Below are 12,791 nucleotides of genomic sequence, written 5' to 3'. Positions count from 1 at the left end.
ATCCCTCGGCATCACGCCGAGCCACAGCGCCTTGTCGGACCGCCCGATGGTGGTGGGCGGTCCGACGGCGTTCACCCACGAAGGACTCGTCATGGCTGAACCTGACGTGCCGGTGGACCTGCAGGTCGTATGGGGTGCGCGGGTCGGGATCGAACGCGGTTACCGGTTGGAGGCGATCGCCGTCGCCCTGTCCACCGACATCGCCGAGCTACGCGAGGACGGCGGACTTCCCGACCACATCCACACCCGCATCACCGTGCTGCCCCAGCACCGGCTGCTGGAGATCCGGGTCGAGGGCCTCTCTGCCGAGACCGACCCGGACCGCACCACCAGCCGCGAGGTGATGAACACGCTGTTCGAGTTGGCCAGCGACCACAACATCATCACCCTCGACACCACCTCACCACCGCTGTTCACCCAGCGAATCGTGCTGGTCGACCCCTACGGGCAGCCCTTCGCCGCCAAGGTCGGCGCGGGCATGGGCGAACCCGAGCCGTTCACGCCGCGATAGAGGCCGCCGGGCGGGTCGCTCCGGCGTAGTCGTCGCCGTTGTACCGGTAGTTCGCGATCTGCACGGGCTGCCCGAAGGTCGGCGCGTTGATCATTAACCCGCCGCCGATGTAGAGGCCGACGTGGTGGATGTTGCCGGGTGTGCCGTAGAAGACGAGGTCACCCGGCAGCAGCGGCTGCCCGGCCGGGACGTGGGGGCCCGCGTCGAACTGGGTCTGCGCGGTGCGCGGCAGGCTCACCCCGGCGGCGGCGTAGGCGGCTTTGGTCAGCCCGGAGCAGTCGAACCCCGCATCGCCTCCCGCTGGCCCGTTGCCGCCCCACACGTAGGGCAGTCCGCGTTGCCCGCAGGCGTAGTTGATCGCGGCCAGGGTGATGGCGTTGGGAGCCTGGATGGCGTTGCAGTCGCCGTTGCCGACGCTGCTGGCGGCGGCCTCGGCGTATTTTCCGGCCTGTTCGAGGACCATGTCGACGTACCAGTCGGCGTGGTTGTAGGAGAAGATCGCCGCCCGCAGGTCTCCCCGGCTGACTCCGTTGTCGCACAGCATGAAGGCTGCGGCATGGATGGCGTCGTGCGGGTTGTACCGAGAGGGCGGCGAGGCACCGCCAGGCGGGATCTGGTGGGCTGCGATGACACCGTTGAATGTCGGTGCGAGGAACTGCATCGGCCCGCCGGCCCCGGCCGAGTTCTCGCCTTCGTGGACACCGGGCAGCGGGGATCGGCCGTGGTCGGTCTCGACCTTGCCGATCGCGGCGAGCACGGTCCAGTCCAGGCCGGGACAGTCAGGGGCCGCGGTGACGTAGAGCAGGCAGTACTCGGGCGGAATGTCGGCGATCGGTGTCGTGCAGTCGGCGGTGGTGTTCGACGAGCCGCTGAACAGCGCCTCCACCACCGAACTCACCCCCATGCCGAGGAGGATGGGGATCAGCAGCAGTACGGCCGCGGCGCCGATGGCGATCTTGGCGAGCACGCTCTCACCGCCTCCCCGACCGGCCGGGGAGGCGCGAGGCGCGTGGGCTGGACGAGGTAGGCGGCATCGGCGAGGGCGGTGGCGCCATCGGCTGCGGCGAGTCCGCCCCAGCCGGACCTTCCTCGGTAGGCGTGACCGGCGGCGGCACGTGCGGCCAGGTGCCTGGCAGCCCCGACAGCGCCCGCCGTGACGCTCCGGCGGCGGCGTGAAGCGGTAGCCAGACCTCGTCGGCCGGGCTCGGATGGGTCGCGTCGGGGTTGAGCAGTTCGGCCGCTGCGGTGGCGACCGGGACCGAGCGCCGGTCGTCGAGCTCGCGCCACGCCTTCGCGAGCAGTCGGCGGGCGGCGGCCTCGCGCCGCGAGGTCGGCAGCCACACCAGCAGCGGCGTGGTGATGCCGGTGGCTTGCGCGAGGGCGGCGTAGCCGGCCAGTTTCCCGGCGACCTTGCTCAGCGGCTCGGTGCCGAAGTCGTACTCGAGAAACCACTCGACCTGCCGGTCGTCGTCATGACCGCTGTGCTGGTCGTGGTACCTCCAGCGGCCGTAACCGTCGGGTTTGATCAGGTCGCCGAAGTGGCGCGCGCAACGGGTTTCCGACCACCACGCCACCAGTTCCCCCTGTTCGCCGGACCGGGGGTTGCGGGCGCGGTCGACCAAGGCGGTGAACCACTCGTTGACGCCGACGGTGTGGGCCAGGCGCAAGCTGTGCGCGACGCCGAAGACCCGGTCGTGCCGGTAGCCGAGTTCCTTGACGTCCAGGCCGTCCTCGGCGGCGAGCACGGCCGCGCCGGCGGGTGCCAGGACGTAGTGCATGGGCGCGGTGCCGAGGGTGACGAAGGGCTGGAAGCGGTCGACGACGCCCCACAGGTAGAGCTCACGCAGCCGCATCCGGCCGGAGCGGAAGCTGGGAAAGGCGAGTGCGGTGATCTGGTGTGCGGTGAGGACCTTGTGTTCCCAGAGCATCCGGACGATCCACTTGTCGCGTGGGGTCAGTCGCCACGCCAGCACGGCCTGGTGCTCGGCGGTGTTCGCGACACGCGGGGTGGGCCGGGTGGGCTTGTGGCCGCGCAGGGCGCGCTGGCGGGTGGGGTTGGTGATCATGGTGGGTGCCTTTCGAGTGGGTAGGGCGAAGCCGCCCCGGTGCGGTGCGCCGGGGCGTGGTGGACAGGTGGAAAGGGCGGAAGAGGGGTGCGGTCAGCCGTTGCGGCGGGGGTCGGCGCTACGCGGGCGCGCGACGGCCTCGCTCCGGTTCGCGGGTCGGGCCGAGACCGAGGTGCCGCGAGGCCGGGTGCCGGCGTTTCCGGCGCCGCCGGTGGCGGCCTCGGTCGCGCGAGTGCGAGCCGTGCGGCGCGCGATGCCGCGGATCTCCCGCGCTCGGCCGGGGACGGCGGGCGGGAGCGGTTGGGTGAGCATGGTGAACGGCTGGGATTCCTCGCCGCCCAGGACCAGGCGGACGGCGGCGTGGTAGACGCCGAGGTGGGCGAGGTCGTGTTCGGACAACCTGGGTGCGGTGTGCCGGGACAGCTCGCGCGAGTCCTCGGGGCTGGCGTTGAAGAAGATCTTGCTGCGGGCGTTGGTGGACATGCCCTCCCGCAGTTCGCGGGGCAGTTGGCCGAGGTGCTGGTGAGCCAGGGTCATGCTGACGCGGAACCCGCGGGCCTCGGCGAGCATGTCCTCGATCGGATAGGGCAAGTTGAGGAAGTTGTGGCACTCGTCGATCACCATCGAGGCGTCCCGGCGTTGCCGTTGCGGGGTGCGCGCCCGGCCGGTGGTGGCCTGCCAGGTTCGGGCGACCACCAGCGAGCCGACCAGCCGGGTGGTCTCCTCGCCCAACGAGCCCTTCGGGATGCGCACCAGGCAGATCCCGCCGTCCAAGACCTCGTTCATGTCCACTGTGGAGTGACCGCCCGCGATCGCGTCGCGGACGAACGGCCGCAACAGGAACGCGCGGAGCTTGTTCATCAGCGGGCTGATGACCTGGGAGCGGGAGGAGTCGGTGAGTTCCTCGTACCAGGACCAGAACCCGCGCAGCACCGGGTCGGTGACCCCGGCGGTGACCCGGCTGCGGAACGCCTCGTCGGCCAGCAGCTTGGGCAGGTCCGCCAGGGTGGCGACGCCTTCCTGGCTGCGCAGGGTGAGGCAGGCGGCGCGCATGACGTCGTCGGTGCGCGGTCCCCAGAACGCCGAGTAGACCCGGCGGAAGACGCTGACGAGGTTGTCGACGGTCAGGTCCGTCTCGCCGCCATCCAAGGGATTGAGGCAGGGCGGCCGGGACTTGCTGTCGGCGTCGAAGATCACGACTCGATCCGCTGCCGACTTGGGTAGGCGGGACAGGACATCGGTGACGAGGTCGCCCTTGGGGTCGATCAGCACGATCCCGCGGCCGGCCTCGGCGTCGGCAAGGATCATGTTCCCGAGCAGCGTGCTCTTGCCGGAACCGGTGGCGCCGATGACGTGCAGGTGGTGTCGGGCGTCCGGGACTCGTAGTGCGACGGGGCGCTGGTGGCCGGTGTCGGTGATGCCGAGCGGCTTGGCCTCCGGCCCTGGGGTGGCGATGCCCGGCGGTGGGGCGATGGCGCGGGCTCCGGCGCGTTGGATGCCGGGGATGGCCTCGTCGGTAGGCAGGTGCGCGAGCGCCGCCAACTCGGGCACCGACAACAGGTCGCCACGGCCGAGCCGCCGGGAGTCCACCACGACGCCGGGGTTGCGGACGCGGTGGCGGGTGTAGTGGTTGTGCTCGGTGTAGGAGGCGAACGACGCCGCCAAGGCGTGAGCCCGGCCGCGGGCGACCTCCCGCGCCCGACGGACCTCGCCCTCGTCGGCATCGACGGGCAGCAGGGTCGCCACCGCGTAGCGGACGACCGTCTCGAACTGGCTGCCTCGCTGCTTGCCGACGATCGCGCGGTTCTGCGCGGAATATTCCAGCGAGGTCTGCGGATCGCTGTGCAAGATCCCGGTCTTCGACCGCGCCGCAGCCGCACGCGAGCGGCTGCCGGCACCGGGGGTGACCGCGTCGAGCAGACGGCCGACCAGCCGGGTCGAGCCGCCGGTGTGCACGCGCCGGGCAGCGCGGCGAGCCTGCTGGACGCGGCGGCCGGTGACCGGCCGTGCCAGCACCTGCACGCACGCGTACTCGGCACGCCCCAGTCCGACCGGCGCGCCGAGCAGCGCGCGGATCGGGTCGGCGTCGAAGGCGCTGCGCAGCGGCAACGCCTCGGGACGGGCCAGCCGCAATTCGCCGCCGACCACCAGCCGCCGCTGCCCTTCGCCCGGTGTCGGCAGCGGCGGTTCGGCCGGGCCGACGCGGGTGTGCGCGCCGGGCCAGGCTGCCTCGACGGCGCGTTCGACCAGGCCGGGTGGGATGACGCCGGGTACCCACAGCCGGATCGCGACCCCGGCTTCGGAGAACACGTACTCGCACGCCACGTGCGGCTGGCCGGTGAACGCCCGCCGCCATCCAGGGCGGAGCAGGCCGACGAGGTTGGACCACAACGCGGCGCCGCCCGCGGGATCCACTGTGGGTGGGGCGAGCACGGTGACCTGGCGGGCGTCGGCCAGCAGCAGCTCGTGGCAGCGGCGTGCCCACCACCGCCGGCCGAGCACGATCCCGGTGATGAGCACCGCGAGGACCGGCGCCGCGATCGGGCCCCAGTCCAGGGCGAGGTCCCGCAGCCGGGCCAACAACGCGAGCAGCGCGCCGCCGGGGTCGCGCAGGTAGTCCTCCATCCACCCGGCGGCGACAGCGGTCGACGAATGCGTGGACGACATGATCGAAAGTGGTTCCGGTGGCTGGTCAAGGGCAGCCGGTACCCGGGTCAGTGGTCGGGGCAGCATGAACGAATCCCTTCACGGGAGATGTACGAGGCGGTGGTGCGCGCGCGTGGTCAGGCGGCGTCGAGGTGGACCTGGTCGTCGTCGCCGGAGTCGGAGCCGAACTCGTCCCCGTCGGTGTCGTCGAAGCCCAGGTCGACGAACGCGGCCTCGGCCTCGTCGACCGGTCCGGTGGTGTCGGCGTAGGCGGCGAGTTCGGCCGGGTTGCTGGTCACCAGGTAGTGCTCGGTCGGGGAGGCGATGCTCTGGAACGCCACCCTTTGCGTGCCGGCCGACAGCAGGCCCTGTCCGCGGTCGGCGGAGAGCAGGAACGCGCGCTCTCCGGCGGAGAGGTCGAAGGTCTGGGTGATCTCGTCGATCGCCTGCGACGCCTGGCGCAGGAGGATCTGGGTGGCCGCGTTCGCCACGACCGCCTTGCCCAGGTCGCTGCCGAGCACGTCGGCGGTGTCCTGGGTCGCGACGGTCAACCCGGCCCAGTGCTTGCGGGATGCCTTGGCCATGCGGAACAAGAACTCGGCACCGGACTTCTCCTTCATCAGCAGCCACGCCTCGTCCACTACGACCAGACGCGGCCGACGGATCGCCGGGTTGGACACCCGCCGCCACACCGCGTCCAGGGTCAGCAGGGTGCCGATGCCCTTCAGCTCGTCGGGCAGGTCACGCAGGCTGAACACCACCAGGTGTCCTTCGGGGTTGACGCTGCTGGGCCCATCGAACAGAGAAGAGAACGCGCCCTCGACGAACGGGTGCAACCGAGCGGCGAGCTCACCCGCGGCCCGGTCGCCGGCCTGCCCGGCGACCGCGAGCTGATCCCGCAAGACCCGCAACGTCGGGGACGGCCGGGTCCAGGTGCGGGCGTCGGCGGTGATCCCCACGCTCTGGTACGTCGCGGCGATCGCCCGGTCCAACGCCGCCCGCTCCGCCGCCTCCGGCTCGCCGCCGACGAGAACAGCGATGACGGTGTGCAGGAACAGGCTGCGTCGTACGAGTGCGTCTTTCGGGGCGGTGCGGCGGCCGTCGGCGCGGGTATGGATCGGCAGATCGAACGGGTTGAGGCGAACACCTCGCGCGCCGAGGTGGACGTAAGTGCCGCCGACCGCGGCGGCCAAGCGGGCGTACTCGTCCTCGGGATCGACGACCGCGATCTCGATGCCCCGATACAGATTGCGCAGCAACTCCAGCTTCACCAGGTACGACTTGCCCGCGCCGGAACGGCCGAGGATCACCGAGTTGTGGTTGTGCATCCCCTCGCCGAACCGATCCCAGTGCACCAGTCCCTGGGAGCCGACGTTGTAGCCGTACAGCACACCCGAGGGCGCGGCCACGCTGGTCGGGTCCGGAGCGGGCAGGTCAGGGCTGGTGAACGGGAACGCCGCCGCCAACGCCGAGGTATCGAACGTCCTGCGCATCCCGATCAGGTCCAGCCCCATCGGCAGCGTCGACACCCAACCCTGCAAGGACCGGTAAGTGGTGTGCTTGGCGTCCAACAACAGCGAGGCACACAGCGATCGCAGCGCCGCCACCTCGTCGGTGAGGGATTTCTCCGAGACGGCGTGGATGGTCAGGTACAGCCCGACCCGGAACAGCTTCCCCTCCCCGCGGGCCACTCTCGAGGACAGGTCGTAGGCGTCCTCGGTGGCGGCCTCGACCTGCGGATCGAACAAGCGCCCGTGCTCGGCGGTGTGCCGGCGTCCGGCCTCCAGCTTCGCGAGTTGCTTGCGCAGCCGGGAGGCGGAGGTGGCGGGGTCGATCGGCTCGATGTGCACCGAGACGTCCAGGCGACCGGGGTAGGTCAGCAGCGGCGCGAGCCAGCCGGGGTGCACCTCGCGGGGGAAGCCGACCACGGCGAAGCTGGAGACCCATTCGCCGCCGACTTCCAGGTGCCGCGCGGCGACCGACAGGGCGTCGGGGGTGAACGCGGCGGCGGCCGAGGAGGCTGTTGTCGGAGCGGTCGGGCGGTTGTTGCCGCGGGTCTTGCGTGTGCGGGAGGCCATCAGGACCGCCCCCTCTCGTCCTCGTCGTCCAGGTAGTCGTCGTCCTCGTAGTCCCAGTCGTCCTCGTACTCGTCGCCCTCCGCCGACCGTCCCGACGGCGCGCGGTCGGGCGCCGTGGTGGCGTGCGCGAAGAAGGAACCGTCGAAGTCATCCGCGACGTCGTCGGTGAGGTCCGCGCCGGAGGTGGTGATGACCTCGTCCGCGCCGGCCAGCCCCGCCGAGGGAGGCAGCAGGCTGTCGGGGTTGCACGCCGAGGCCAGCACCGCCGTGGCCTGCCCCGCATCCAGCGGGGTGACCACGATCCCGGCCGGGGACAGCAGCTCGATCGCCTCGCCGAGGCGACGCACCAGACGCGACTCGGCGGCTCGCCGGGTACCGGCGTCGACCTGCGCGCTCGCCTGCTTGCGTTTGCCCGCCATCGAGCCGAGCACGGCTAGCGGGCCGGGCCCGCCCAAGCCGTCGGTCGGGGCGGCGACGCCGAGCGGCTCGCGCAGCACGAGGAGCACCTGGCGGCGCAGCAGGTCGGACTGCTGCCCGAGTTGGAACAGGTAGTCGGCGTGCTCGACCGCCGCGGCCTCCAGCGCGGGGTGCGGCAGCCCACCGGCGCGCTCCCGTAGTTCGGCGATCTGTGCGGACAGGTCGAGCCGTTCGGTGCGGACGAGCACCTGCACTGGCGCGGTCAGGGAGTGCAGGTAGCGGCCGAACGAGGCAACCAGTCCTTCCTGCTCGTTCGGTGTCCTGAGCGCGAAGTTCACCGTCGAGGCGACCGCCACCACCGCCAGGCCATCGGCGCCCAGGTCGACCACGCCGGTCTCGGTGACGGCCTCGGCAGGCAGCCGCAACGCCGAGGGCGACACCTGCTCGGGCTGCCCGGTCCGGCCCTTGCCGCCCTTGCGGCGACCCCCGGCCTGACCGGTGGTCCGGCCGGTGTCCGGGGTGAGCCAGGCAGGTGCCGGACGCACGCCCTCGGGCGCGGCCACGCGGTGCCGGGGTGCGACCCGTTGCCGGATCGCGGCGACGAGCAGTTTGTCCATCGGCATCCCGTCGGGTTTGCCCAGGGCGAGCATCGCGGAGGCGGCGCCGACGGGGACGGCGACGGCCAGGAACACCGGGATCGGGACGAAGGCACGGGTGGCCGCCCAGATCAGGTAGAGCACCGCCCCGGCGGCGGCGAGGATGGCCAGTTGGCGTGCGGTCAACGGGCCGAGGACGCGGTCGTGCATGTCGACGTCGGCCGGTATACGAACAGGTGCGGTCATGAGGTCTTACCTCCTGGCTTGGGACTCGGCCGTGCCGGTGGCGACGGTGTCGGCGGTGGTGAGCTGAAGACCGGCGTCGTCGGTGGCTTGGGTGGCTTGGGCAGGTCCAGCGGCAGCTTCAGTTGTCGTCCCGCACGTGGGGCCGGGCGAGGTGGTGCGGCTGGTGGCGGCGCAGGTGTGGGTGTGGGAACTCGGCGCACGCCGTCCAGCGGCAGCGGGTACTGGCCGCCGCGAGCCGCTCGGTTGCCCTTGTACGGGTCGAAGGGAAGCTCCGGCTGGACCGTCCGACGTCCGCTCGGGCGCGAGGCCGCCGGGGGCGGCGGAGGCGTCGGGCGCGGCACCCGCCGCACGCCGTCCAAGGGCAGCGGGTACTGCCCGGACCGGGTAGGGCGGTTGCCCTGGTAGGGGTCCAACGGCAACTCCAGTTGCTTGCCGCCGCCCGTGCGGGTGCGACGACCGCCGGTGTCCGACCCGGTGCTCCTCCCCGCGGACGGGGCCGGTGGTGGTGTCGTGCGCTGGACGTCCAAGGGCAGCCGGTACTGCCCGTCGCGGCCGAGCACCGGCTTGTTCTCCGGCCAGTCATCACCCAACGGCAGCGCCAACTGGCGGCCCTGCGGACCGGCAGGTTTCGGCTTCGGACCGGCCTTCGGCTTCGGCGTGGGCTTGCCCGTCGGGCGGGTCCGGCGCACACCGGGCAGCGGCAGGACGTACTGCCCGTTCGCGGTGGTGCCTGTGTTGGCGTACGGGTTGGACGAACCGTTGCCGCCGCTGGAACTTCCGCCGCCGTTGCCGCCCCGGCCACCGCCCGATGAACGAGGCTTCGGGCTCTTGCCGCCGCCGCGACCGCCGAGCAGACCGAAGGTCTTGTAGGCGAGGAAGCCCTTGACCAGCGACCCGACCAAGCCCCCGCCGCCGCGTCCGCCGCGCACCGAGGACAGCACCCAGAACGGGATCTTGAACAGGATGTACATCAGCGCGAGCGCGACGAGCAGGTTGATCAGACCGGACATGGTCGGGCCGAAGACGGTGAACCCGCCGGGGGCGAGGAACACCTTCATCGCGGTGATCAACGTCAGGCTCTGGCCGAGCTGGATCGCGAGGCAGCCGCCGTAAGCTTTCCACCACCAGTAGGCGATGCCCTCGGTCTGGGGCAGGGCGTGGAACATCAGCGCCAGCGGCGCTCCGGCGATGAGGATGACGGTCAGCGCGACCCGCACGACGTAGGTGATGAGCAGCGCGACGAGCATCCCGGCGAGGAAGATGCCGATGAAGATGATCCAGATGCCGCCGTTGAGCGACCCGAGCACCATGTCGCGCAAGGTGTTGCCGGCGGAGTTCGCGTCGACCCCGCCTCCCATGATCGCCGGGACGAGCGCGTTGGCGATCTGGATGCCCTTGGTCGCCACCCACAAGCTCAGGGCGCCGGCCAGGAACCCGACCACCAAACGGGGTGCGAGTTCCTTGATGGAGTGGCGGGTTTGGACGGTCTGGTAGCTCATCGCGATGACTCCGGCGATGAGCACGAGCAGGCCGTAGGAGACCAGCAGGATCTGCCAGGAGTTGTCCCACAGCTCGCCCACGCGCGGCAGCGAGTCCGGTGTCGGTGTGGTCAGCAGCGTCTTGGACAACAGGTCCAGCAGCGGGTTGAGCGCGTCGGTGACGATGCCCCGGAAGAACGCGTCGATGGCCTCGGTGATGCAGGCGCCGATGTCGGTGATCCCGCAGTCGTCCGAAGGCTGATCGCCCTGGCCGGGCTGACCGGTGCCGGGGTTGTTCGGCGGCGTGGTCGTCGCACCGGGCTGGGGGATGCAGCCCTCGCCGGAGCACGGCGTCGTCGGGGTCGCGGTGCCGGTGGGCGCGCACTGCACCAACGGCAGCGTCGGGTCGCACGGCGGCAGCGTCGGGACCTCGGTCGGCAGCGGAAGCCCCGTCATCGGGGGCGTCGTGGTCCGCGTCGGCAGTTGGCAGATCGGCAGCGGCGGTGAGCCCGGACCGCACGGGTCCGGGTCGACCGTCGGGATCGGGACCGGCGGCTGGTCGGTCGGCGGTGCGGGTTGCGCGGCGGCGGCCGGGGCCACTCGTGTACCCGAGGCCGGACCAAGCGCCGCCGAGGCGAGCGTGCCGCCCACTAGGACGACCAGGCTCACCGCCAACGCCACCAGCGCCCGGCTCCGCGAGAGGCGAAGAAGTCGCCTGATCCGGCGGGGCCGCCAGGTGCTCGTCGCCGCAGGCGCGAGCATCTCCCGGCGCTCCGCCGACACCGACCCGCCTCGCGTGGTTGACGTGGTGTCGTGGAGCGAGCCGACGCCTGCGTCGACCGATGTGCGGTGTGGGGCAGACCTGACCGGCCTGTTCGGCGGGCGCATCGCTCAGGCCCCCACGATGCCCTTGAGCACGGTGACGACCAGGGGCGCGAGGGCCGCCAAGGCATAGCCGATACCGGCCGCCTTGAAGCACTCCTTGGCCTTCTCCTGCTCGCCGGGGTCACCGCCGCCGAACACGCGGCGGACGCCCCCGACGGTGAGGAACACCGTCGCCAGCCCGGCGAGGATGCCCATCAGCCAGTTGCGGATGTTGGTCAGGACCTCGTCGACGCTGCCCGCGATCGCGAGCACGATCGTGTCGGCGTGCGCCGTCGCGCCGGAGGCCAGCAGTGCCAACGCGACCAACTTGGCGACCAGCAGGACGCGACGTCGGATGCTCCGGCGTCCGTCGCCACGCTTCTGTGAGGTCGCAGGTGTGGTGTTGTCGCCGGCCGACCCCTGGGACGCCGCGCACAGCGGTGTGTGGGCTCGCGAGGTCGCTTCACGACGACCGAGGACGGGTCCGCGGTGAGGCCGGTTGTCACCTGGCCGGCGGGGGTGGTGAGGACGAACAGGGGTACGAGTCAGGCGCATCGCGACACTCCCGAAGTTGTGCCCGAGCGCCGCTGTGCCGAGTGCTGTGTGGACTCGGGCGGCGGCGTGGGCGAAGAGGTGGTGTGCGCGGGGGTGGCTGGTTTCCTCCCGCACCCCTGAACTCCGGAAAATCGGCCCTGCGGGGACACGCGATCGCTGACTTTCTTCGCCGCGCGCGTCGCCAGATCAGTGACACCGCGTGACAGCGAGGCGGACGTGGTCGAGCGCTCGGACGCGGCGGTGATGGTCACCGCGTCAGCCACCCGGGTCGCCAGGTCGCCCTCGTACGGACCGGTGGGCGGGGCGTCGGTGGTGTCGTCGAGCAGGTAGGCGACCAGGCGGTGCTCGGCGCGCAGGCGCGCCTTTTTCGCTGCTTGGTAGGAGAGGTCGCGTTCGGCCGCGGCGTCGGCCAGCGGCACGCCTTCCAGTCGGGTGGAGCCGATGAGTTCGGCCTCGACTGAGGTGATGGCGCCCTCGGCGACCGCGCGGGCGAGGACGAAGTCGGGGTGGCCCCACGGGGGCGGCGGCATCGCCGAGCGGAACCCGTGCCCCGAGGGGACCGGAGCGTCGAGTGCCTCGCGTACGGCGGTGTGGCCGGCGCGGTAGGCGGCCCACCGCAGCCGCAGCATGATCCGCGGGCGGCGCAGGTCGATCTCGCCGAGTTCGGCGACGAACCCCGCGAGGATCGCGGCGTGGATGTCGCTGGGGTCGCCGGCGAACTTCGCGGACAAGGTGGCGGCGATGGAGGTCAGCGCGGGCAGCGCGACACCGACCGCCCCGACGGTCCACGCGCCGCCCTCGGTACGGGCGAGCAGGACCAGGTGGGCCCACACCGCGTCCCGCAACGTCTGGGGGCAGCGCCGGCGCAGCAGCCGGTCGCGCAGCTCGTTCAGCGGCACCCGCCGAGGCGGAAGACCGGCGAACAACCGGCCGTCCACCGACACCGGATGCGGCCCGGCGACCAGCCACTCGAACGCCGACCGAGCGGCGTCCAACGGCATGGAATCGCGCTCGAAACCCGAGCGCGGAATAGCCTCACGTGAACTCATGGAATGGCTCCCGAAAGCAAGTCGGAATCAACGACCTGCCCAGGACGCCACGGCGGGTAGTACCAACCGATCACCAAACTGGTACCGAACTACTACCGCAGAGGTACCGACGATCAGCACACCCGCTCAGCAGGCAACACAAGATCTACTTCTGGCGCCCATGCGGATCGCTGGATACGTGAATCCAAGATCAAATCAAGTAGGTCGGTAATACCCGTCTAGCTGGCAATATGTGCTCGCGGTACTAGTTCGGTACCAGTTCGGTCATAGCCGTGAACGAGCCGT

The 12,791-nt window shown here is 71.4% G+C and carries 9 protein-coding genes; 1 reads left to right on the top strand and 8 read right to left on the bottom strand.

Translation table 11 applies throughout. The features are described 5' to 3' along the window. Window positions 1–91 precede the first annotated feature (91 nt). Window positions 92–511 carry a hypothetical protein gene (locus tag RM788_RS18455; RefSeq protein WP_315932933.1) on the top strand — a complete coding sequence of 140 codons (420 nt, stop codon included), beginning with the start codon at window positions 92–94 and terminating at the stop codon, window positions 509–511. On the opposite strand, the gene RM788_RS18450 is transcribed toward RM788_RS18455, so the two are convergent. From RM788_RS18450 to RM788_RS18415, 8 genes are all read right to left on the bottom strand, one after another. Beyond that, window positions 498–1,415: a C40 family peptidase gene (locus tag RM788_RS18450; RefSeq protein ID WP_315934673.1), complete on the bottom strand. Its 918-nt coding sequence runs from the start codon at window positions 1,413–1,415 to the stop codon at window positions 498–500. The genes RM788_RS18455 and RM788_RS18450 overlap by 14 nt on opposite strands. A gap of 67 nt (window positions 1,416–1,482) precedes the next feature. Further along, window positions 1,483–2,577 (bottom strand): replication-relaxation family protein, encoded by a 1,095-nt coding sequence (locus RM788_RS18445; protein WP_315932932.1) that lies wholly within the window; start codon window positions 2,575–2,577, stop codon window positions 1,483–1,485. A gap of 93 nt (window positions 2,578–2,670) precedes the next feature. Then, the gene (locus RM788_RS18440) at window positions 2,671–5,244 is read right to left on the bottom strand and encodes a type IV secretory system conjugative DNA transfer family protein (protein ID WP_315932931.1); all 2,574 of its coding nucleotides are present in this window, start codon (window positions 5,242–5,244) and stop codon (window positions 2,671–2,673) included. Window positions 5,245–5,360: 116 nt separating this feature from the next. Next, entirely contained in the window at window positions 5,361–7,301 is a 1,941-nt protein-coding gene (locus tag RM788_RS18435; RefSeq protein ID WP_315932930.1) for a VirB4 family type IV secretion system protein, read from the bottom strand. After that, on the bottom strand, window positions 7,301–8,524 hold the full coding sequence (locus RM788_RS18430) for a PrgI family protein (protein WP_399343978.1): 1,224 nt from the start codon (window positions 8,522–8,524) through the stop codon (window positions 7,301–7,303). Before RM788_RS18430 ends, RM788_RS18435 begins: the two co-directional genes overlap by 1 nt. 32 nt (window positions 8,525–8,556) lie before the next feature. Then, window positions 8,557–10,707, bottom strand: coding sequence for a TrbL/VirB6 family protein (locus RM788_RS18425; protein WP_315932928.1), 2,151 nt, complete (start codon window positions 10,705–10,707; stop codon window positions 8,557–8,559). Between the two features lie 222 nt (window positions 10,708–10,929). Then, entirely contained in the window at window positions 10,930–11,229 is a 300-nt protein-coding gene (locus tag RM788_RS18420) for a pilin (RefSeq protein WP_315932927.1), read from the bottom strand. A 218-nt stretch (window positions 11,230–11,447) separates the two neighbouring features. Continuing rightward, window positions 11,448–12,506, bottom strand: a complete 1,059-nt coding sequence (locus tag RM788_RS18415; RefSeq protein ID WP_315932926.1) for a hypothetical protein — start codon at window positions 12,504–12,506, stop codon at window positions 11,448–11,450. Window positions 12,507–12,791 lie beyond the last annotated feature (285 nt).

Origin of the sequence: Umezawaea sp. Da 62-37, assembly GCF_032460545.1 — a bacterium.
In the GTDB taxonomy this organism is placed as follows: domain Bacteria; phylum Actinomycetota; class Actinomycetes; order Mycobacteriales; family Pseudonocardiaceae; genus Umezawaea.
Note: the sequence above shows the minus strand (reverse complement) of the source record. Positions and strands in the feature narration are given on the sequence as shown.